Origin of the sequence: Sphingobacterium siyangense (genome assembly GCF_023277505.1) — a bacterium.
In the GTDB taxonomy this organism is placed as follows: Bacteria; Bacteroidota; Bacteroidia; order Sphingobacteriales; family Sphingobacteriaceae; genus Sphingobacterium; species Sphingobacterium siyangense.
The window spans coordinates 4,511,169-4,532,185 of record NZ_CP080574.1 but is presented as its reverse complement, the minus strand read 5'-3'; the positions used below and the strand labels follow the sequence as shown (position 1 = coordinate 4,532,185).

11 protein-coding genes are annotated in these 21,017 nt (G+C 43.5%); 10 read left to right on the top strand and 1 reads right to left on the bottom strand.

The features are described from left to right. Positions 1 to 3 precede the first annotated feature (3 nt). Complete coding sequence (locus K2F45_RS19095; protein WP_248932078.1) at positions 4 to 3,186, bottom strand: SusC/RagA family TonB-linked outer membrane protein; 3,183 nt, start codon at positions 3,184 to 3,186, stop codon at positions 4 to 6. 440 nt (positions 3,187 to 3,626) lie between these two features. On the opposite strand from K2F45_RS19095, the gene K2F45_RS19090 reads away from it, so the two are divergent. The 10 genes from K2F45_RS19090 (at position 3,627) to K2F45_RS19045 (ending at position 20,959) form a co-directional block, all read left to right on the top strand. Then, complete coding sequence (locus K2F45_RS19090; protein ID WP_248932077.1) at positions 3,627 to 7,706, top strand: hybrid sensor histidine kinase/response regulator transcription factor; 4,080 nt, start codon at positions 3,627 to 3,629, stop codon at positions 7,704 to 7,706. Between the two features lie 179 nt (positions 7,707 to 7,885). Next, on the top strand, positions 7,886 to 8,554 hold the full coding sequence (gene fsa, locus K2F45_RS19085) for a fructose-6-phosphate aldolase (RefSeq protein ID WP_120332427.1): 669 nt from the start codon (positions 7,886 to 7,888) through the stop codon (positions 8,552 to 8,554). Between the two features lie 7 nt (positions 8,555 to 8,561). Further along, positions 8,562 to 9,419, top strand: coding sequence for a transketolase (locus tag K2F45_RS19080; RefSeq protein WP_248932076.1), 858 nt, complete (start codon positions 8,562 to 8,564; stop codon positions 9,417 to 9,419). 28 nt (positions 9,420 to 9,447) lie between these two features. Next, on the top strand, positions 9,448 to 10,410 hold the full coding sequence (locus K2F45_RS19075; RefSeq protein WP_248932075.1) for a transketolase family protein: 963 nt from the start codon (positions 9,448 to 9,450) through the stop codon (positions 10,408 to 10,410). 70 nt (positions 10,411 to 10,480) lie between these two features. After that, positions 10,481 to 11,314 (top strand): alpha/beta hydrolase, encoded by an 834-nt coding sequence (locus tag K2F45_RS19070; protein ID WP_145327910.1) that lies wholly within the window; start codon positions 10,481 to 10,483, stop codon positions 11,312 to 11,314. A gap of 120 nt (positions 11,315 to 11,434) precedes the next feature. Further along, positions 11,435 to 13,891, top strand: a complete 2,457-nt coding sequence (locus K2F45_RS19065; protein ID WP_248932074.1) for a glycoside hydrolase family 95 protein — start codon at positions 11,435 to 11,437, stop codon at positions 13,889 to 13,891. 28 nt (positions 13,892 to 13,919) lie between these two features. Then, positions 13,920 to 15,479 carry a glycoside hydrolase family 43 protein gene (locus K2F45_RS19060; RefSeq protein WP_248932073.1) on the top strand — a complete coding sequence of 520 codons (1,560 nt, stop codon included), beginning with the start codon at positions 13,920 to 13,922 and terminating at the stop codon, positions 15,477 to 15,479. Between the two features lie 6 nt (positions 15,480 to 15,485). Then, positions 15,486 to 16,862, top strand: a complete 1,377-nt coding sequence (locus tag K2F45_RS19055; protein WP_088162338.1) for a glycoside hydrolase family 43 protein — start codon at positions 15,486 to 15,488, stop codon at positions 16,860 to 16,862. A gap of 11 nt (positions 16,863 to 16,873) precedes the next feature. Further along, positions 16,874 to 18,778, top strand: a complete 1,905-nt coding sequence (locus K2F45_RS19050; RefSeq protein ID WP_248932072.1) for a sialate O-acetylesterase — start codon at positions 16,874 to 16,876, stop codon at positions 18,776 to 18,778. A gap of 81 nt (positions 18,779 to 18,859) precedes the next feature. After that, positions 18,860 to 20,959 carry a hypothetical protein gene (locus K2F45_RS19045; protein ID WP_248932071.1) on the top strand — a complete coding sequence of 700 codons (2,100 nt, stop codon included), beginning with the start codon at positions 18,860 to 18,862 and terminating at the stop codon, positions 20,957 to 20,959. The last annotated feature ends 58 nt before the right edge of the window (positions 20,960 to 21,017 follow it).

Genomic DNA, 21,017 nt, shown 5'->3' with positions numbered 1-21,017 from the left:
GGATTAAAATGTAATGTTTGCACCTAGATTAAACCGCTTTACGGTAGGGTAGGCGCCCTGCGATGCCCAGCCCGTACCGGCATAATTGGATTCACGGTCGTCTGGCATTTTGGACCAGAAAACTAAGTTGTTGCCATTTAGAAAAATGCGAAGGTTTTGAAGCCCAAGTCGTTTGATTACGCTGGATTCCCGATTAAAATTGTAGGCAATTTCGGCTGTTTTCAATCGAATGTAGGAACCATCAAACATATACCGGCTACCGGGTGTATAAGTACTCGACTGTGATAACCAGCGTGGTAGTGGTACGTCTGCATTGACATTGTCCTTTGACCAATAGGAACCTTCGTCATAAGCAAGGTTAAGCTGGCCCGAGAAGCTGTTGAAAACAACTTGCCGGGTGACATTATTTACGGCATACCACTGGGTCATGACACTGAAATTCTTCCAATCAAATCCAATGGTATAATTATAAGTGTTCTGTGGTACCGAAGGAAAGGCGTAGGGAATATTATCCTTAGCATCGATAATACCATCCCCGTTATAATCCAGTATATGATAATTGCCGGGTAGTTTCGCTAGGTCATTGCTTTCGTGCGCGGTACTCGAATAAAGTTCGTCCCAAGTATTGTAATATCCGGAGCTAACATAAGAATAGGTTTGACTAACTTGTTTGTTATCCGGTTTCTGATATTCGGGCAGCAACTCGGGGGCATCGGCATTGATGACTTTATCCTTGGCATGGGTAAAATTGATATCAGCCCATATTCTCCAGTCGGTATTGAGCTGTCTGTTAAATTTCAGTTCTACTTCAAACCCTTTATTCTGTACCTTACCTAGGTTGGCTGTAGGTGCCTCCATCCCAAAGTAGGAAGGAATGGCTCGGTTGGCGCCGCTAATCAGAACATCTGTCCGCCGGTCTCTAAAAAAGTCGACTTTACCGGTTATCTGGCTATTGAACAGAGCGAAGTCGAGGCCGATATTGAATTTGTTAACTTTTTCCCAGCGGATATTTGGATTGCCAAGCGCACTTTCCTTATACCAGATATAAGGACTGGTATTGCCGTCGGAGTAGGAGTAGCGGCCTTCAACCCCCATGCCAGCGGTGCCCCCATATGCCCATTGGGTTAGGTACAGAAATTGACGGCCGCCACTATCGTCGCCGATGTCACCATAGGACGCACGTAACTTGAGCATATTGAGAAACGAGATAGGCCTCATAAACTCTTCTTCAGTAACTAGCCAGCCTATCCCACCGGAATTGAAAAAGGCAAATCTATTGTCAGGACCGAATTTTTCTGATCCCGTATAGGCTCCATTGTACTCGAGCATATATTTATTTTTGTAGTTGTAGGTGGTGCGGAATACCCAGTCTTCGCGATAGGAGGGAATCATACTCCCTGTTCCGGTCTGATTGCGGTTGAATAACCCCATGGCAGTGATGTTGTGATTCTTAGCGATGGTCGTTGCGTAGTTTAACTGCAATTGATAAAATAATCTTCGATAGGTAGACCAGTCTCTAACCTGTCCGGCACCGGTTGTCCAGTTTATGCCCTCGACGAAGTCAAATCTATTTGTACCATCGAAAGCGATCTGATAGGTTGGCAATCCCGTATTGGGATCGATCCATTTACTTTGTGTACTGTTGTTGGCATCATTGATACCGCGGCCGCCCTCGACAAACGTGTTGTCCAGTGAGATTGTCCCACGAACGTTAAGCCCCTTCGTTAAAAACTTAAGATCTTGTTCGAGCGTAAAATCTGTTGTAATACGACTGGTGGTGATGTATTCGGTTCCGCTGAGTGCCAGCACACGGGCAGAGTTTATCCCGGCTTGTGTGTTTAAGGCATAGTAACCCCAGGTACCGTCTGAATAGCGTGGATAAATAACATCTGGAGCTACCGTATAGGCAGCGATCCAATAGGAATAATCGTTGCCGCCGCCCCATGGACTTTTTTTGACACCGCGAGACCCTGCCAGGTTGGTTGAAAATTTAGTTGTGGGAGTAAGCTGGAAGTCTAAATTGGACCGTACATTTAGACGGTTAAAACCGTAGCCAGCTTTATAACCGCGAGCATTTTCGAACTGGCGGAACATATCGCCTTCGTAAAGAAAGTCCGCATTGGCAAAATATTTGACAAAGGGTGTACCACCAGCAATATTGACGCTGCTATTTTGTGAAAAAGCGTGGCTTTTAAATAATTCCTTTGCCCAGTCGGTATTCACGTAACGTTCGCGTTCCGTCTGGTCAGCGGGAAAACGGTATTTATTGATGACGTCTTGTGGAAGATAGTTGGCCCAACTGGAAGGAGAAATCCCTAACTCATATTCGATAACCTTGTTGCGTAGCATCAAAGCATCGTACGAATCCATTTTTCCCGGAAGTTGGGAAACCGTTTTTACAATGTTGTTGACGGTACCGCGTATCAGCATTTGCCCTTCTTTACCCCGCTTGGTGGTGATTAAAATAACGCCATTGGCCCCTCTAACACCATAGACAGCAGTTGCCGAGGCATCTTTGAGGACGGAAACAGTTTCGATGGAACTGATATCAACGGCAGATAGTGGCCTCTCTACGCCGTCCACCATGACTAAAGGATCAGTATTGTTCCAGGTGCTACGCCCCCGAATCACAATACGGGGATCTTCCTCGCCGGGCATACCTGTACTTGCAGTAGTAATCACTCCGGGGACGTTACCGGTCAATGCGGCGCCTACACTAGAAACACCACCTGCGCGCTCAAGGATTTTACCCGAAGTTTGCGCAATGGCGCCAACGACAGTTTCTTTTTTCTGACGACCATAACCGACGACAATGGTTTCCTCGATTTCGATAGACTTATCGCTTAGTTGTACTTCTACCGTGTTCTTATTGTGGATATCCACTTCGATTTGGCTATATCCTAGCTTGGAGATAGTCAACAAATTATTATCTGCAGGGACTTGGATCGTGAAATCTCCATTGTCATCGGTAGCCGTGGCTAGCGAGGTGCCTTTTACCCTGATGGACGCACCGCTCACTTTTTTATGGTTACTATCGACGACAATGCCCCTTATCTGCCTTTTGGCCTGAGCATAGAGTGTTGTCTGTCCAACATAAAGCAGGAACAGCAGTAAAGTGAATGGCTTAGCTATACCCCATAGCTTTTTCCAATGCCTTACTCGTGTGATTGTACATGTAATCATCATCGCATTTGTGGATTGATAAATAGGTTTAAGAATTCTTGGTTAAATTTTCTCTAATTGGCTAGATACGTTTGTATCGGTGTTCCCTTAATTCATTTTGATAAAAAATCTAAGGGACAGTCATGGATCATCAGGTACTGTCATATGCTGTATAATAATTGGTTAAATTTTTTATAACTATATAGCAACCGGTTGCATTGTTTGCATATAGTTTTCCCTATATTGGAAATGCCTTTCAAAGCAGTTTATAATTGTATACCAAAGCTAGCCATTGGAAAATTTGGTGGATAGCAAGAATGTTTAAATGAAGGATAAGAATGTCAAAAAATACCGCTTACATGGGTCAAATGATTGTAGAGACTAGTTTAGTAGGGATTAATTTGATAATTTAGTTGACAGTTCAATACAGATTTTTTTGTATTAAAGATTACATACCTAAATATATGATACGAACTTTAGTGGTATTCACCTGGATGATGCTGACGTTTTTTTCTTATGGACAAAGCCAGCCTGTAACTTTTCAACGCTATTCTTCAAAGGATGGACTTTCTTCCAATACAATCTATAGTATCTACCGCGATAGTTATGGTTTTCTTTGGCTAGGAACAGAAGATGGGCTTAATCGCTTCGACGGACGTCATTACAATGTCTACCGCTATGATGCCAACAAAGAGAATAGTTTAATGGCAAACCATATTTCGGCTTTATGTGAAGACATGAAGGGAAGAATATGGATCGGTACAAATGGAGGGGGATTAAGTTATTATGATCGGGAAGCTGACCGGATCAGGTCGTACAATCTTACCCCTGATGGTAAATGGCTCAGTACCGCTATTAATGCGATCGATAAGGATGCAAGTGGAAATATCTGGATCGCTTCCTATGGTGCTTTGTATATTTTGGACGTCAATGATCTACAAAAGAGAATGGATCCAACTTATCGACGTATTGTAGAAGCTTTTGCCGGTAAAGTAACGGGCAGTGTTTTTCGTGACCGTGAGAACAACATGTGGGTGTCATCAGAGAATGGCATATTCCGCATATCAGCAGACCTAAAGACCATAAAACGTTTTGAAGTTCTTTCGGAAAAGGAAGGATATGGAAATGGAATTGAAATTAGTTCCATTGTTGAAGATGATCAGGGCCGTATCTGGGTCGGATCTATGCTTGGCCTTAAATATTTGAATCCGGGCGATTCGCAGTTCAATAAATTCAGCGCAGGAGAAGGGAAAGGAGCTTTAAGCAGCCCCCGCATTTACACCTTATGTTACAATCAAAAGCAAGACTTATGGATCGGAACGGACAAGGGTCTTGATGTGCTTAATACCAGGGATTTAACAATTCGGACCTTTAAGCCGGATCCAAGTAATGTTCATAGTCTTTCTCATAAATCGATACGATCTATTTTTGTCGATAATAGCGGAATTTACTGGATAGGTACCTTTCAGGGAGGGCTAAATAAATTCGATACCAATTTAAGCCAATTTAGATTAAAAAGTTTAGATTTTCTGGAGGGTATGACCGGTGACCCAGCTATAGTAACTTCTTTCGCGGCTTATCAAAATAAGATTTTTTTGGGCGTTGATGGTGGTGGTATCTGGAGATATGACCGATCGACAGATAGACTGTCGTCTGTTGAACTTTCGGCCAACTTACCTAAAGATCTAACGGTGTTGACTTTGGAAAGAAAACTCGATCAGCTTTGGATCGGTACCTATCAGCAAGGGGTTATCTGTTATGATCTGCTTAATGGAAACCTAAAAAGATATACTGTTGGTAACAGGGAAGATAATTTGAATAATAACGATATTTTTTGTTTAAAAGTTGACTTTCGGGGAAATACCTGGGTTGGGACAAATGGCGGCGGCGTGAACATCATTCAAAAAGGAAGCGCTATCGTTAAAAAATATAAGCGGGAAGAGCACTCAAACGATGGGATAGAGCTACCTGGAAATTTTATACGTGCGCTAGCGGAGGATCAGGAACATAATATGTGGATAGGAACTTACGGCTCGGGCCTGGTGATGTATGATCCTTTAAAACAACAGACTACACTGTATGATAAAGTAAAAAATAAGCTCCCAAGCAACTATATATTAGCCGTCCATACGGATAAAAATGGAAATTTATGGGTTGGAACAAATGGCAATGGAGTAGGCTTGCTGCGAAAAGGGAAAACACTATTTGAGACACTTTCTGAGAAAGATGGATTAGTGAATGGTGCTATTCAGAGTATTATCGAGGACGATAAAGGGAGGATCTGGTTTTCAACAAACAAAGGATTGAGTTGTTATTCTCCGGTGCAAAATAAGTTCAAAAACTATTCTAATGCTGTGGGATTGCAAGAAGGTGCTTTTATGCTCGGTGCGTCATTAAAAACGGACGATGGAGAAATTTATTTTGGTGGGCAGAAAGGGTTTAACCATTTTTATCCGGCTCATTTAAAAACAAATGGCAATCCTGCGAAGGTCGCACTGACGGATTTAAAAATTGACAATGTGATCGTTCAGCCCACGGAGAAGGGGCCAATACAGCAGTCGCTGTTGACTGCCGATCGCATCAACCTGAAATACAAACAAAATTTTTCAATTTCTTTTGCTGCGCTAAATCTAACTGTACCTGAGGATAACCAATACGAGTACCGACTTGTCGGCTTTGACAAAAATTGGATTCGAAATGGAAAGGAAAATAGTGCCTATTATACAAATTTGGATCCGGGAGATTATGTTTTTGAGGTTCGCGCAAGCAACAACGACGGTATTTGGAACAAGGAAATCAAATCGATTGCGATACACGTTGCTCCACCGTTTTGGCGCACCATTTATGCTTATCTATTTTATGTGCTAGCAGTATTGGGCGGCCTGCTGTGGATCAGACATCGCGGGATTCAAAAGTTAAAACAAAAATTTGCGATTGAACAAGAGCGTATCCAGGCGAGGCAGCTCATTGAACAGCAAAAGAGAGATGCCGAGACAAAGCATCAAATAGATGCAATGAAAATCCGATTCTTAACAAATTTAAGTCATGAATTCCGAACCCCAATCTCTTTAATCACAGGTCCCGTGGATGCTTTGATTGCCAAAAATAAAGATAGCAAACTGGGCGATCAACTAAATTTGGTAAGCCGTAACGCGCGGCGGCTTTTAAATTTGGTCAACCAATTACTGGATTTTCGTAAAATGGAATACCATGAATTGAAAGTGCAGGATGAAGATGGTGAATTGGTATCTTTTGTACAGGAAGTATACCGTTCATTTCAGGATATGGCGCTGCAAAAAGGTATCGATTATTCTTTTTTTCCATGCCAGGAAAAATTGTATTGTCGTTTTGACCGAAATAAGGTTGAGCGCATTCTATTTAATTTAATCTATAACGCTTTTAAATTTACCAAAAAGGGTGGGGATATCGCTGTAAGTATATCCTCTATAAGCCTTGTCGACAAGAAACTGCATGTTTCCCTTGAAGTGCGCGATACTGGTATCGGAATTCCCGAGCAATTGCAACAATCGATATTTGAGAGTTTTTTTCAGCATGATACTGAGGGCAAGGTGGCAAGTCAGGGTTCAGGTATTGGACTGTCAATTGCACAGTCATTTGTTCAGATGTACCATGGCGAGATTTCGGTTAGCAGTCAACCCGACAGCGGAAGTACCTTTAAATTTGATCTATGGCTGGATCAAGCTGAGTCGGTATATGAGGGAGGGGTTGAACCAGAAGTAGTTACGGAGATACAGCCTGTGGAGCTTAGACAGTGCCCGCTTGTGTTGATTATTGAAGATGATGAAGATTTTAGATATTACCTCAGCGAGTCTTTAAAGGAGTATTATCAGATTATCGAGGCTACTAACGGAAAGGATGGCTGGCAAAAAGCACTTTTTCATCACCCTGACCTTGTGGTGAGCGATGTTCAGATGCCATATATGAATGGTATGGAATTTTCACAGAAGCTGGCGCAGGATAAACGGACAAAACATATTCCTGTTGTACTGCTGACGGCTTCACAGGTCGACAATGGTCTTGTTTGCGGGCTTGAATCGGGTGCGGTTGGATATCTGACCAAACCTTTTGATATGGATGTACTGGTAGCGAAGGTTAACAGTTTGCTTCAGCTTAATCAGGCGTTCAAGGAAGTCTATAGTAAACAGGTGTCTATTTTAGCGCCCGAAATGACGATCAGGTCCGAAAAAGATAAATTTTTACAAAAAGTACTCAATTATGTACACGATAATATCGATAATCCGCAGTTATCGGTCGAAGCGCTAAGTGCCCACACCTCAATGAGCCGAGCCTCCCTTTACAATAAGCTGCTGGAACTGACGGGCATGTCTCCCGTAGATTTTATACGCTCTGTGAAACTAGAAAAGGCGGCAGGTTTGCTGGAAAAAAGCGATAAGTCTATTTCTGAAATTGCTTATGAGACGGGATTTGCCAATCCAAACTATTTTACAAAAGTCTTTAAAGCAAAATATCAAATGACGCCAAGTGAATATATCCAATCGCATAAAAGTACATCCGTGCACTAAGCATAATATTGTTATTTAAAAGGTCGTTTTAGGTCAGTTTTTTAGGAGGGTAATCTGTTTTAAACATTTTTACCCTTCTTTTTTTTATTTGTTGCAATCCTATCTGGTTGAAAGCTATAGTTTTGTCTTATAACCAATCGCTGGAGATCTAGCGAATTCAAAACTAATCAACTAAAAAAATGAAATTTTTTATCGATACGGCAAGTCTCAGTGAGATTCGTATGGCTCAAAATTTAGGTGTCCTAGATGGTGTAACGACCAATCCTTCGCTGATGGCCAAAGAGGGTATTACAGGAACAGCTCCTGTACATGCGCACTACAAAGCTATCTGTGATATTGTAGACGGTGATGTAAGTGCTGAAGTGATTTCAACTGATTTTAACGCGATGATTGAGGAAGGTTTGCTCTTAGCGGCCTTAGACAATAAGATTGTTGTTAAGGTTCCAATGACTGAAGACGGCATTAAAGCAATTAAATATTTTAGTACAAAACAAATTAAAACCAATTGCACCCTGGTCTTTTCTGCCGGGCAGGCCCTCTTGGCCGCCAAAGCCGGAGCAACCTATGTATCTCCTTTTGTCGGTAGGCTCGATGATATCTCTGTCGATGGACTGGCCCTGATTCGCGAAATTCGGACGATCTACGATAATTATGCTTTCCCTACCCAGATTCTTGCGGCTTCGGTACGTCATAGTGCGCATATCTTGGGTTGTGCCAAAATTGGTGCGGATGTGATGACTGGACCTTTGCAGGCGATATTTTCCCTCTTAAAACACCCGTTGACGGACAGTGGCCTTGCTCAATTTTTAGCTGATCATAAACGCGTTGCCGCACAAAGTAACAATTGAGATGGTCATGACAAGACATAGTATCCATAATTTAGAAGCGATTGTTAAGCAAGTCCGAAGGGATATACTCCGTATAGTGCATGGTTGCCAGTCGGGGCATCCGGGAGGATCGTTGGGCTGCACCGAATTGTTGGTCTGCTTATACTTTGAATTGATGCAGCGAAACGATCAGTTTGATTTGAATGGCCTCGGGGAAGACCTGTTTTTCCTTTCCAATGGTCATATCTCTCCGGTATTTTATAGTGTGTTGGCGCGAGCAGGTTATTTTCCAATCGATGAACTTGCCACCTTCAGAAAACTCAATTCAAGACTGCAGGGACATCCGACTACGCATGAAGGACTGCCAGGTATCCGTGTCGCTTCGGGATCCTTGGGGCAAGGTCTTTCTGTCGCTATTGGTGCTGCTCAAGCCAAAAAATTAAATCAAGATAACCGCATGGTTTATGTGCTTATGGGCGATGGCGAATTGCAGGAAGGGCAGGTATGGGAAGCGGCCATGTATGCAGCTCACAACGAAATGGACAATTTGATTGCTATTGTAGATTACAATGGTGCGCAGATTGATGGGGCTACCAATGATGTCCTTTCGCTGGGCGACCTACCCCGCAAATGGATGGCATTTGGCTGGAAGGTTATAGAGGTTATGCGCGGTAATGACATTGGTTCTGTGATTTCAGGACTTCGAAAGGCGCAAGCTTCGACCGGAACTAAAATGCCTTTAATGGTATTGCTACATACCGAAATGGGAAATGGAGTTGATTTTATGATGGGCTCACATAAATGGCATGGCATAGCGCCCAGTGATGAACAACTAGCTGTGGCCTTAAACCAGAATGCAGAAACATTGGGTGATTATATCGCCTAATCGTAGGACGATTTTGAAATAGATTAACATGAAAAAATATACATATACAGAATCAAAAGACACACGTTCTGGATTTGGTGCCGGTTTGCTGGAAGCAGGAAAGGATGATGAAAATGTGGTTGCACTCTGTGCAGACCTGATCGGTTCGCTCAAAATGAACGATTTCATCAAGGCCTTTCCGGAACGTTTTTTTCAGATCGGCATTGCCGAAGCAAATATGATGGGTATTGCAGCTGGACTTACCATCGGTGGAAAAATACCTTTTACAGGTACATTTGCTAATTTTTCCACAGGACGGGTATACGATCAGATTCGTCAATCTATTGCCTATTCGGATAAAAATGTGAAAATAGCGGCTTCGCATGCCGGCCTTACGTTGGGTGAAGATGGGGCGACCCATCAGATATTGGAAGATATTGGATTGATGAAAATGCTTCCAGGGATGACGGTTATCAATCCTTGCGATTATAATCAGACGAAGGCTGCAACGCTAGCTGCTGCCAAACACAAGGGGCCAGTCTACCTGCGGTTTGGACGACCCGTGGTGCCGGTTTTCACCCCGGAAGATCAGGAATTTGTGATCGGCGAAGCAGTGATGCTCAATCCGGGTACAACTGTGACTATTTTGGCAACTGGACATCTCGTCTGGGAAGCCATATGTGCCGGCGAAGAATTGGAAACATTAGGTATTCATGCCGAAATCATTAATATCCATACCATCAAACCTCTAGATGAGAAAGCCGTACTGACTTCTGTCGCTAAAACGGGCTGTGTTGTTACAGCTGAAGAGCATAATCGTATCGGTGGACTAGGAGATAGTGTAGCGCAACTGTTGGCAAAACAATTGCCTACTCCGCAGGAATATGTGGCTGTAAACGACAGCTTCGGTGAATCGGGACCGCCAAGTGCGCTGATGGATAAATATGGCTTAAACGCCGATGCTATTGTAGCTGCGGTATTAAGAGTACTCAAAAGGAAAGTGGTGATTTAGTTGAAATTGGGCTGTTGTCCCGTCATGGGTGATAGCCTCGCTATCTATTTGCTATTAAACCAATTATAATATGAAAAAGATGATCTGCACCATGTTGTGCGTTTTTTCCGCCAGCCTAGTGGCCCAGGCGCAGCAGACTGCCCCACAGGGATTTGATGTTGAACGAAAATTGACATCAACTGGGAAAATAGATTCCCTTGTTTATCCTTCAAAAACTGTAGGAGTTAAGAGGAAAGCGCTGATATATACCCCGCCGGGATACAGTGCAGCAAAAAAATACCCCGTATTATATCTCTTGCACGGAATTGGCGGTGATGAACGGGAATGGTTCAGACATGGAAGTCCTCAGGTTATTTTCGATAACCTGTATGCAGAAGGAAAAATGGAACCTATGTTGGTGATTATGCCCAATGGCCGCGCCATGGAAGATGACCGTGCTGGTGGAAATGTGATGGCACCGGATCGGGTAGCTGCGTTTTCAACTTTTGAAAAAGATCTGCTCGATGACCTGATTCCATTTGTTGAAAAGCAGTTTCCCGTTATTAAGGATCGCGAGCACCGCGCGATTTTTGGATTGTCTATGGGCGGTGGACAGGCCCTGAATTTTGGACTTGGCCATATCGATACTTTTGCCTGGGTGGGGGGCTTTTCCTCCGCGCCCAATACCAAGATGCCACAGGAATTACTGCCTGTTCCGAAAGAAGCTAAAGATAAATTAAAACTGCTGTGGATCTCCTGTGGTGACCAGGATGGTTTGCTCAATATAAGTAAGCGCACACATGAGTACCTTTCGGAACATGGGGTGCCTCATATTTACTATCTGGAGTCGGGCGGGCATGATTTCAATGTATGGAGGAATGATCTCTATAATGTTTCGCAATTGCTATTTAAGGATAAGAAATAAGGGCCTTAATAATTTGATAATAGCAATAAACAATTCGACGGTTTGCCTTGGCCGTTCTTAAAATGAGTTTGTTAGTCCTGATGATTAATTCCGAAACTGCAAAAAATACTATCAAGAAAAATGATTGAAAAATTTATTTGGAAGTACATAAGCCTATTCATTGCGATCTTGTCACTGCATACTACATTGTTGTTTGCCCAAAAGCGATCGGCATTGACCCTATGGTATGATCGGCCTGCAGACGAAAAGGTATGGGAACAAGCTTTACCGCTTGGAAATGGTCGGTTGGGCGCGATGGTTTATGGAATTCCATCTTGTGAGCGTATGCAGCTTAATGAGGAAACAATTTGGGCGGGAGGTCCTTATCGCAACGATAATAAGAAAGGCGGCGCGGCATTAAAAACTATTCAGAATTATATATTCGATGGGAAACCAGCTGAAGCCGATAAGCTTGCAAATGAAACCTTCTTCACTAAGACACATGGCATGCCCTATCAAACGGCAGGAAATATTCTGCTGCGATTCCCTGGGCATGAACGGTACCGGCACTATTATCGCGAACTGGATATTGAACGGGCAGTTGCGTTGTCGCGTTATACAGTAGATGGGGTAACATTTACTAGAGAAGTTTTCACTTCGTTTGCTGATGATGCCATTGTTATGAAAATAAAGTCGAGCAAGAAGGGGAAACTCAATTTCACATTAACTTATGAGAATGAGTCGAAGCATACTATTTACAAAAACGGTGATAAGCTTATTTTAGAAGGACGAGGATCCGATCACGAGGGTATTAAAGGGCAGGTTGTTTATCAGATTCATACGGGAGTAAAGCATACCGATGGACAGCTTGTTGTGAAAGAGGAATCGATTGATATAAAAGATGCAAGTTCCGTTTGTCTTTATATTTCAATTGCGAGTAATTTTCAAAATTATAAACAACTGGGAGCTGATCCCTATAAGCTGGCTGCAGAAAGATTGCAAAAGGCAATGGACAAAGACTATCAGCAGGCTTCACACCAGCATACCCTTGCTTACAGCAGACAGTTTAATCGATTCCAGCTGCATTTGGGGGATGCCAATAGCGAACAACAGTTGCCGCTGTCCGCGCGTATTGCAGACTTTGCCCGTACACAGGATCCGGCCTTAGTGACCTTGTTGGCTCAATTTGGGCGCTATTTGCTCATCTGCTCATCACAAGCGGGCGGCCAGCCTGCTAATCTACAAGGAATCTGGAACCGATCCATGCAACCAGCATGGGACAGTAAATATACAATCAATATAAATACCGAAATGAACTATTGGCCTGCAGAGGTCACCAATCTTTCCAGTACGCTTCAGCCGTTATTTTCCATGATCAAAGAACTCAGTGAACGTGGTGAAGAAACCGCGAAGACATTGTACCATGCCCGTGGCTGGGTGGCCCATCACAATACCGATATCTGGCGCGTGACGAGTCCGATTGATTTTGCGGCTGCCGGAATGTGGCCAAGTGGGGGGCTGTGGTTGTCCCAACATCTTTGGGAGCATTATCTTTTTACGGGAGATAAAGAGTTTTTGAGGCAACTTTACCTGGTTATGAAGGGAGCTTGCGACTTTCTTTTGTCTGCGCTTGTCGTGCATCGTGGTTATCCAGCTGAAAAATGGCTCGTCCTGAGTCCCTCAATTTCGCCCGAGCAAGGGCCACTTGCGGCAGGCGTGACCATGGATAATCAACTATGCTACGACATGCTTACCCGTACCGCTTTGGCGGCAGAAGCGCTCGATGTTGATGCAATGTATAGGGATACATTGCTGGCAACGGCACGGCGGATTCCACCAATGCATATCGGTCGATTTAATCAGTTACAAGAATGGCTGGAAGATGTGGATGATCCTCAAAATCAACACCGGCATGTATCCCATTTATACGGATTGTTTCCAGGTAGTCAAATTTCACCGTTCCGCACGCCTAAATTGTTTGAGGCTGCACGTAATTCATTGATATATCGAGGTGATTTTGCGACGGGATGGTCAATTGGATGGAAAATAAATTTATGGGCCCGTTTATTGGATGGAAACCATGCCTACGAAATTATAAAGAAAATGCTGAGCATTTCCGATGAAAACCATCCCGATGGACGTACCTATCCAAATCTTTTTACGGCACATCCTCCATTTCAGATTGACGGTAATTTTGGCTTAACAGCGGGTATTGCGGAGATGCTGGTCCAAAGCCACGATGGCGCTGTGCATCTGCTGCCAGCGATTCCCGATCAATGGAAAGAGGGTTGGGTAAAGGGTATCAAGGCGCGCGGTGGATTTGAAATTGAAATGCAATGGAAAAAAGGGAAGATAAAGGAGGTAATGGTCTTTTCACCTTTAGGCGGTAATTTGCGGCTACGGACAGCTTCGCCATTGAAAGGATCTGAACTTCAAATCGCAAAAGGCGATCAGACTAATACCCTTTTAGCTCCTGTAATAACACCAGTAAGTATTCAATCTGCAGATTCACAGCTGAAAGGAATTGAATTACCAAGCTATTATGAATACGATGTACAAACCTTGTCTGGAAAACATTATACTTTTAAGGCTTACTAAATTAATGCGACTAATGAATCCTGTCAATATGTTAAGAATGAAAATCGGCGCTTTTGTCTTCTCCTTAATGATCCCGTTTTTGGGAGCATTGGCGCAGCAAGCCCATAATCCAATCATCTTTGCTGACGTGCCCGATATGTCCATGATACGCGTCGGTGATACCTATTATATGAGCAGTACGACCATGCACATGAACCCCGGTGTCCCGATTATGAAGTCCAAAGACCTGGTCAATTGGACGTTGATTAATTATGCGTACGATCGTCTTGGCGATCAGGATGAACTCAATCTGTCAAACCATAAAAATGCGTATGGGCACGGCTCCTGGGCAAGCAGTTTGCGCTTTCATGATGGGCGGTACTATGTCAGTACATTTTCGGCCAATACAGGAAAAACGCATGTCTACCACACTGCAGATATTGAACATGGACCCTGGGTTTCGAAAGAATTTCAACCGATGATGCACGATCATAGCTTATTTTTTGACGAGGGGAAAATATATATGATCTGGGGTGGGGGACGTATCCATATTGCTGAATTATTGCCAGATTTTTCAGGTGTTAAAGCCGGAACACAACGGGTATTGATAGAAGATGCCTCTTTACCCGCCAAGCCTAAAGAAGGCAAATCCGGTTTACCTGCGGAAGGATCCCAAATGTTTAAGATTAATGGTATGTATTATCTTTTTAATATTTCATGGCCAGCGGGAGGGATGCGCACAGTAATTGTACATCGGGCGAGCCAATTGGAAGGTCCCTATGAAGGAAAAGTGGTTTTGCAGGATCAGGGTGTGGCGCAGGGAGGGCTGATCGATATGCCCAACGGAAAATGGTATGCCTATCTTTTTCAGGATTACGGTGCTGTAGGCCGAATTCCGTTTTTGGTTCCGGTCAACTGGAAAGATGGCTGGCCTGTGCTTGGAATTGATGGAAAGGTTCCAACCACATTGGATCTTGCCGCAAATAGAAGTTTAAGACCAGGAATCATTAACTCAGATGATTTTGAGCGAAAAGCTGGAGAACCCGCTCTCCCGCTGGTATGGCAATGGAACCATAACCCAACGGCAGATCTATGGTCGGTGACCGAACGCAGCGGTTTTTTGAGACTGCGAACTGGTGAACGTACCAATGACTTGCTGTCGGCCAAAAATACATTGACGCAACGCACCGTCGGGCCGAGCTGCAGCGCCGCTATTGCTGTAGATGTTTCTAACATGAAAGATGGTGATTTTGCAGGATTATCGCTATTGCAGAAAGACTATGGTTTAGTAGGAGTCCGGATGGAAGGAAATACAAAATCGGTGGTAATGATCAATGCGACGACGGGGGCGCCACAAGAACTGGCCAAGATCGACCTCAAACAGCAGCGTATATTTCTTAAAGCAAACTGCGATTTTTCAAACAAAAAAGATATGGCCCAATTTTTTTATAGTACCGATGGACACCATTGGAAGATGATAGGTAACGTGCTAAAAATGAGTTATACAATTCCTCATTTTATGGGGTATCGTTTCGGACTTTTTAACTATGCGAGTAAAGAGGCTGGTGGTTACGTAGATTTTGATTACTTCCATTTGACCATAAATTAAGATGATATGAGAAAACAATTTTTTACGTTATTTCTGTTTGGATTCCAATTCCTGTTTTTGCCTTCAATAAATACGTTAAAAGCACAAAATCCGATCGTACAGACATCCTATACGGCGGATCCGGCACCATTAGTGTATAATAACCGTCTTTATCTTTATACCACGCAGGATGAGGAAGAATCCACCTGGTTTAATATGAACAATTGGCGGGTGTATTCAACCAATGACATGGTGAACTGGACCGACCATGGTGCGATTCTCTCTTATACAGATTTTGAATGGGCAAAAGGGGATGCTTGGGCGGCGCAATGTGTTGAAAAGAATGGTAAATTTTATCTGTATGTGCCTGTTATTTCTAAACTCAACAATCGTGGTGCGATCGGTGTTGCAGTTGCTGATAGTCCGTTGGGACCTTTTCATGATCCCTTGGGAAAACCATTACTACAGAGTGAATGGGGCGATATCGATCCGACTGTGTTTATTGATGACGATGGTGAGGCACATATGTACTGGGGGAATCCTCAGCTGAAATATGTCAGGCTGAATGAAGATATGATCTCTTATGCGGGTGATATCGTTGAGGTTCCGATGACAGCAGCATCATTTGGAAAAAGAGCGGGAGATCCGAAACGACCTACAACCTACGAGGAAGGTCCCTGGTTGTACAAAAGAAACAGCTTGTATTATCTTTTTTGGCCGGGAGGCCCTTTACCTGAATTTATTGGGTATTCGACCAGCAAAAAAGCCGAAGGACCCTGGAAGTATGGTGGTGTAGTTATGTCAGCCGAAGGAAAAGCATTTACAAACCATCCTGGTGTTGTCGATTTTAAAGGGAAGACCTATTTCTTTTATCACAATGGAGCTTTACCCGGTGGGGGAGGTTTCACGCGCTCTGTTGCTGTTCAGGAATTAAACTTTAATCCAGACGGCAGTATCCCGCCGATGAAAATGACTGCAGGAATTACTCAGGGGCTAGCAAACGTAAACCCTTACGAACTTCATCAGGCCGAAATGATTGCTTGGTCCGAGCATGTTAAATCCTATCAGCGTGAAAAAGTAGGTGTTTTTATAAAGGCAAGGAAAGATGGAGCTTATACCTGTGTGAAAAATGTTGACTTTGGTGAGAAAGGTGCCCGCACTTTTTTTGCACGGGTGGGAACAACACATAACGGTGGAGTCAGCATGGAGGTTCGTTCGGGAGCGATCGACGGGGCTTTATTAGCTACCATACAAGTTCCTATGACAGGGGGCGATGACCGCTGGACTACAGTGGAGACCGTACTAGCCGATAAAGTGAAAGGAATACACGATTTATACTTTGTTTTTAAAGGCAAGGCTCCGTCGAATATTCTGTTTTTCGATTGTTGGAAATTTGGAAGGTAAAGTGGTAGAATATGTTTTTTAGAATAGAAAATTTCTTTTGGTTTTCATCTTTTTTTAGTCGTCTAACGCTGGTTACTGTTTGGCTTCTCGGACTACTACCAAGTGCTGCCAGTGTACGGTTGCCAGCAATCCTGGGGGACCAGATGGTTCTACAGCGGGATATCGATCTCAATATTTGGGGATGGGCAGCGAAAGGCGAAAAGATTACTCTTCGTTTTAGAGGTGCATACTATTATACAGAAGCAGGGAGGGATGGTAAGTGGTCTGTGCATATCCCGCCACAGCATTACGGTGGTCCTTATCTCATGGAGATCAATGACATTGTTATTCGGGATGTGTTAATTGGCGATGTCTGGCTCTGTTCGGGCCAGTCCAACATGGAGACACCGATTAAGCGGCTTGTCGAACGTTTTCCTGAAATAAATGAATCGAATAATCATATGATCCGTTATTTCAAGGTGCCGACACAAAATAGTATAGTGGGTAGACAGGAAGATATACCTTCTGGTGAACGATGGCATTCGGGAATCGCCTCTGATGTTATGAATTGGACGGCATTGGCCTATTTTTATGCGATGGAGTCCTATCAGCATAATGGTATTCCTGTCGGAATGATCGTATCTAGTCTCGGCGGATCAGGAATAGAGCGCTGGATTGATCAGAAATATCTGAAAAAGTTTCCTGAATTGTTGCTAGACCAACATGCTGTCGATAGCCTTCGGTTGGCCGAAAGAGATCTGGGAGCGGATTATTGGACGGAAGAAGAATATCACGATTCGGATTGGCCAACGGTGCTGGTGCCTGGATACTGGGAAAAAGCGCAGCGAACTACTAAAGGGGTACGTTATTACCGTAAGAATTTCACTGTTCCGGAAGCTAAAGAAGGGCGGCATGCCAAGTTGTATTTGGGGACTTTGATCGATAGCGATTCGGTGTATGTCAATGGTCATTTTGTAGGTTCTACTGCCTACCGTTACCCGCCACGGATTTACGATATTCCTGCAGGGATACTTCATGCAGGAAGAAATAATTTAACCGTGCGCCTGCGATCGGATGGAGGGGATGGCGGATTTACACCCGATAAATCCTATAAGATTAGATTGGACGATGTATGTATTGATCTTGCAGGCGAATGGCGTTGGCAAATTGCGATCGACCAGGAAGAAGTTGAAAAGTATAAAAGCCGCCTGCGGCATTTGGGGCAGGTTGGTTCAGGCCTGTATAACGGAATGATCTATCCATTGCGCGGCTATGGAATAAAAGGTGTTCTCTGGTATCAAGGGGAAGCAAATGCGGGTGATCCATCCTATTATCAAAGCTATCTTGCTAGTTTGATCAGTAATTGGCGCGCGCAATTTGGTCAGCCTCAGCTTCCTTTTTTGATGGTGCAGCTGCCCAACTTTATGGCCAAAGATACGGTACCGGCGGAGTCTAACTGGGCAAGGATCAGGGAGGCTCAATTTGAGGTTAGCAAAGAGGTTCCTTTAACAGCGCTCGCCGTGACTTATGATCTTGGTGAGTGGAACGATATACATCCGCTAAATAAGAAGGATATGGCAAAGCGATTATTTCTATGCGCGCTTAAGATGTTGTATGGCGAACAAGTAGTCGCTTCCGGCCCACGGTTTAAACATATGCGGACCGATGGAAATCAAGTTGTCGTTTCATTCAACGAAATTGGAAAGGGACTGGCTATCGGTCATGGTAAAAAATTGCAACATTTTGCGATTGCAGGTTCAGACCGAAAATTTGTATGGGCGAATGCAATTATACGTGGGAATGAGGTTGTATTGAGTCATCCAAAGATCAGCAATCCACAGGCAGTCCGCTATGCATGGAGCAATAATCCCGAAGATGCAAATCTAGTCAACAAGGAAGGAATGCTAGCTGTGCCATTTCGTACCGATAATTGGTAGCATGAGTAATTTGGGGCAAGAAAATCAATTGAATAGTATAAAATATAATTCAGCAATTTAAGTAATTAATATAATCAATTTATGAAGGGACTAAATATTGTCTTAAAAAAACGGACAATGGTATTGTTATTATCCGTTACGGGAATTTTATCAACAACACGGGCGTTGGGGCAGCAGCAAAATATGGTGAAGGATCTCAGTAAGGGGTTTGTGCACCAGTCTATAGGTAATCCATACCTACCACTTTGGGAGCATCTCCCTGATGGTGAACCCCGTGTTTTTGAAGATCCTGACCAGCCAGGAAAATATCGCGCATATATCATTGGTTCCCATGATTTACGTTTTACGAGTTATTGTGGGCCTGACATTCGGATGTGGTCAGCGCCGATTGAAAACTTAACGAGCTGGCGAGACGAGGGTGCTATTTTTAGCTATCCGATTGATGGAAAATGGGATGTAATGTATGCCCCAGATCTTGTAGAGGTCAAACGTAAAGATGGAAAAAAAGAATACTACTTGTTTCCGCACAGCAGAGGAGATAAACGTGAAGCAATGGTAGTCAAAGGCGATCGACCGAATGGCCCCTTTAAACCTATAAACCTCACGGAAGACGGTAAGCGTACTTTGCCTGGAAGTATCTTAGGGTTTGATCCGGCCATTTACATTGAATATGTGACGGATCCCAAAGATCCTGATTATGAAATTGGATTCCGGGCATACGGTTTTTGGGGTTTTCAACGCTCGATGGCGGCACAGTTAGATCAGAAAACGATGTATTCGCTACGACCAGGTACCGAAATTATTAATTATCTATTGCCAGCAAGTGCACGATATGGTGAATTGCGTGATCCAAAAGGTACCGCCTATCCTAATATTTTTGAGGGCGAGGATTTAGGAACTTTTAATTTTTTTGAAGCTTCATCAATTCGTAAAGTCGGCAACAAATATGTTTCGGTATACAGTGGGTATTCAGGTCCTGAATATGGGGTAGGGAGCTCAAATTCAACCTTGCGGTACGCGGTGGCAGATTCACCTTTGGGGCCTTGGAAGAGTGGTGGTGTTTTGGTCGATTCGCGTGCTCCAGTATTAAATAAAGACGGATCGGCTATCGAAACCAGCAATGCGGGGCATAATACCCATGGCAGTATCGAACTGATCAATGGACAATGGTACGTATTTTACCATAGACCGCCACGCGGATTTGGCTTTGCACGTCAAGCGGTAGTCGAACCTATCAGAGTTTCGTGGGATGAAAAGAGCGTAAAAGATGGTGGGATGGTTGCTATCCGAGCTTTTGACCCATTTCAAGAAAATTTAACCATTAAAGATAAGCAGGGAAAAGAATATAAAGGTGCTGAGGTGACATCGGAAGGATTCCATTTCTATGGATTAGACCCCTATCGGTATTACTCGGCTGGATATGCCTGTTATCTTTCAGATATCAGTTTGCAACAGGATTCATGGGACGTATGGGATAACCATATGCCTGTGACAAATATGAAAAATGGAACTATCGCAGGTTTTAAATATTTTGGATTTGGTGGCCTGAAACAGGATAAATTTGGATTAAAGGCGTTTGAGGGAACAAAAAAAGGAAATCGTACGACCTTCAATCTGTTTATTACACCAAAAACACAAGCCTCATTTAAGGTCAATGTGTGGCTGGATGGCCCTTGGGATAATGAAACCTGGAAAGGAAAGCGTATTGCTCAAATAACAGTTCCCGCAAATACGGCGACAACAGTAAAGCAATTTACGGTCGATGTTTCTAATTATGTCGATCACTTGGATAGCAAACATGCCTTGTTTCTGGTCGCTGAGGGTGAAGAAGGCAAGGAACTTTTTGATTTTATAGGGTTGGGATTTAGTTCGAAAGACAAAAAAATTGAACGTCCGGTACCGCCTTCGGTTACGATTACAGTGAATGGAAAAAAACTAATGTTGCCTTCGATTCCTGTGCGATCTACCGATGAGAACGGCATCGTTGGTTACAACCATTATGAAGTTACTTTTCCAATGGAAACCAACGACAAGAAGATTCCTGTGGTGAAGGCTATGGCAAATAACCCTGAAGTTGAAATCAAAGTTAAACAAGGCAGCTCGGTGACTGGTTACGCACAGGTCGATTGTGTTTACAAAGGACAAACCAAAAGCTATCTTGTAAAGTATGTAAAGAATTGAACCGTTAGCCGGTAAGCGGTTTTACAAACATGTAGAAAAAGGCTGTCCAATGAAAATG

What these genes read in the sequence shown, in the direction of transcription:
- K2F45_RS19095 (WP_248932078.1), bottom strand. Translation starts at nt 3,186, where the DNA reads ATGATGATTACATGTACAATCACACGAGTAAGGCATTGGAAAAAGCTA.
- K2F45_RS19090 (WP_248932077.1), top strand. Translation starts at nt 3,627, where the DNA reads ATGATACGAACTTTAGTGGTATTCACCTGGATGATGCTGACGTTTTTT.
- fsa (WP_120332427.1), top strand. Translation starts at nt 7,886, where the DNA reads ATGAAATTTTTTATCGATACGGCAAGTCTCAGTGAGATTCGTATGGCT.
- K2F45_RS19080 (WP_248932076.1), top strand. Translation starts at nt 8,562, where the DNA reads ATGACAAGACATAGTATCCATAATTTAGAAGCGATTGTTAAGCAAGTC.
- K2F45_RS19075 (WP_248932075.1), top strand. Translation starts at nt 9,448, where the DNA reads ATGAAAAAATATACATATACAGAATCAAAAGACACACGTTCTGGATTT.
- K2F45_RS19070 (WP_145327910.1), top strand. Translation starts at nt 10,481, where the DNA reads ATGAAAAAGATGATCTGCACCATGTTGTGCGTTTTTTCCGCCAGCCTA.
- K2F45_RS19065 (WP_248932074.1), top strand. Translation starts at nt 11,435, where the DNA reads ATGATTGAAAAATTTATTTGGAAGTACATAAGCCTATTCATTGCGATC.
- K2F45_RS19060 (WP_248932073.1), top strand. Translation starts at nt 13,920, where the DNA reads ATGTTAAGAATGAAAATCGGCGCTTTTGTCTTCTCCTTAATGATCCCG.
- K2F45_RS19055 (WP_088162338.1), top strand. Translation starts at nt 15,486, where the DNA reads ATGAGAAAACAATTTTTTACGTTATTTCTGTTTGGATTCCAATTCCTG.
- K2F45_RS19050 (WP_248932072.1), top strand. Translation starts at nt 16,874, where the DNA reads ATGTTTTTTAGAATAGAAAATTTCTTTTGGTTTTCATCTTTTTTTAGT.
- K2F45_RS19045 (WP_248932071.1), top strand. Translation starts at nt 18,860, where the DNA reads ATGAAGGGACTAAATATTGTCTTAAAAAAACGGACAATGGTATTGTTA.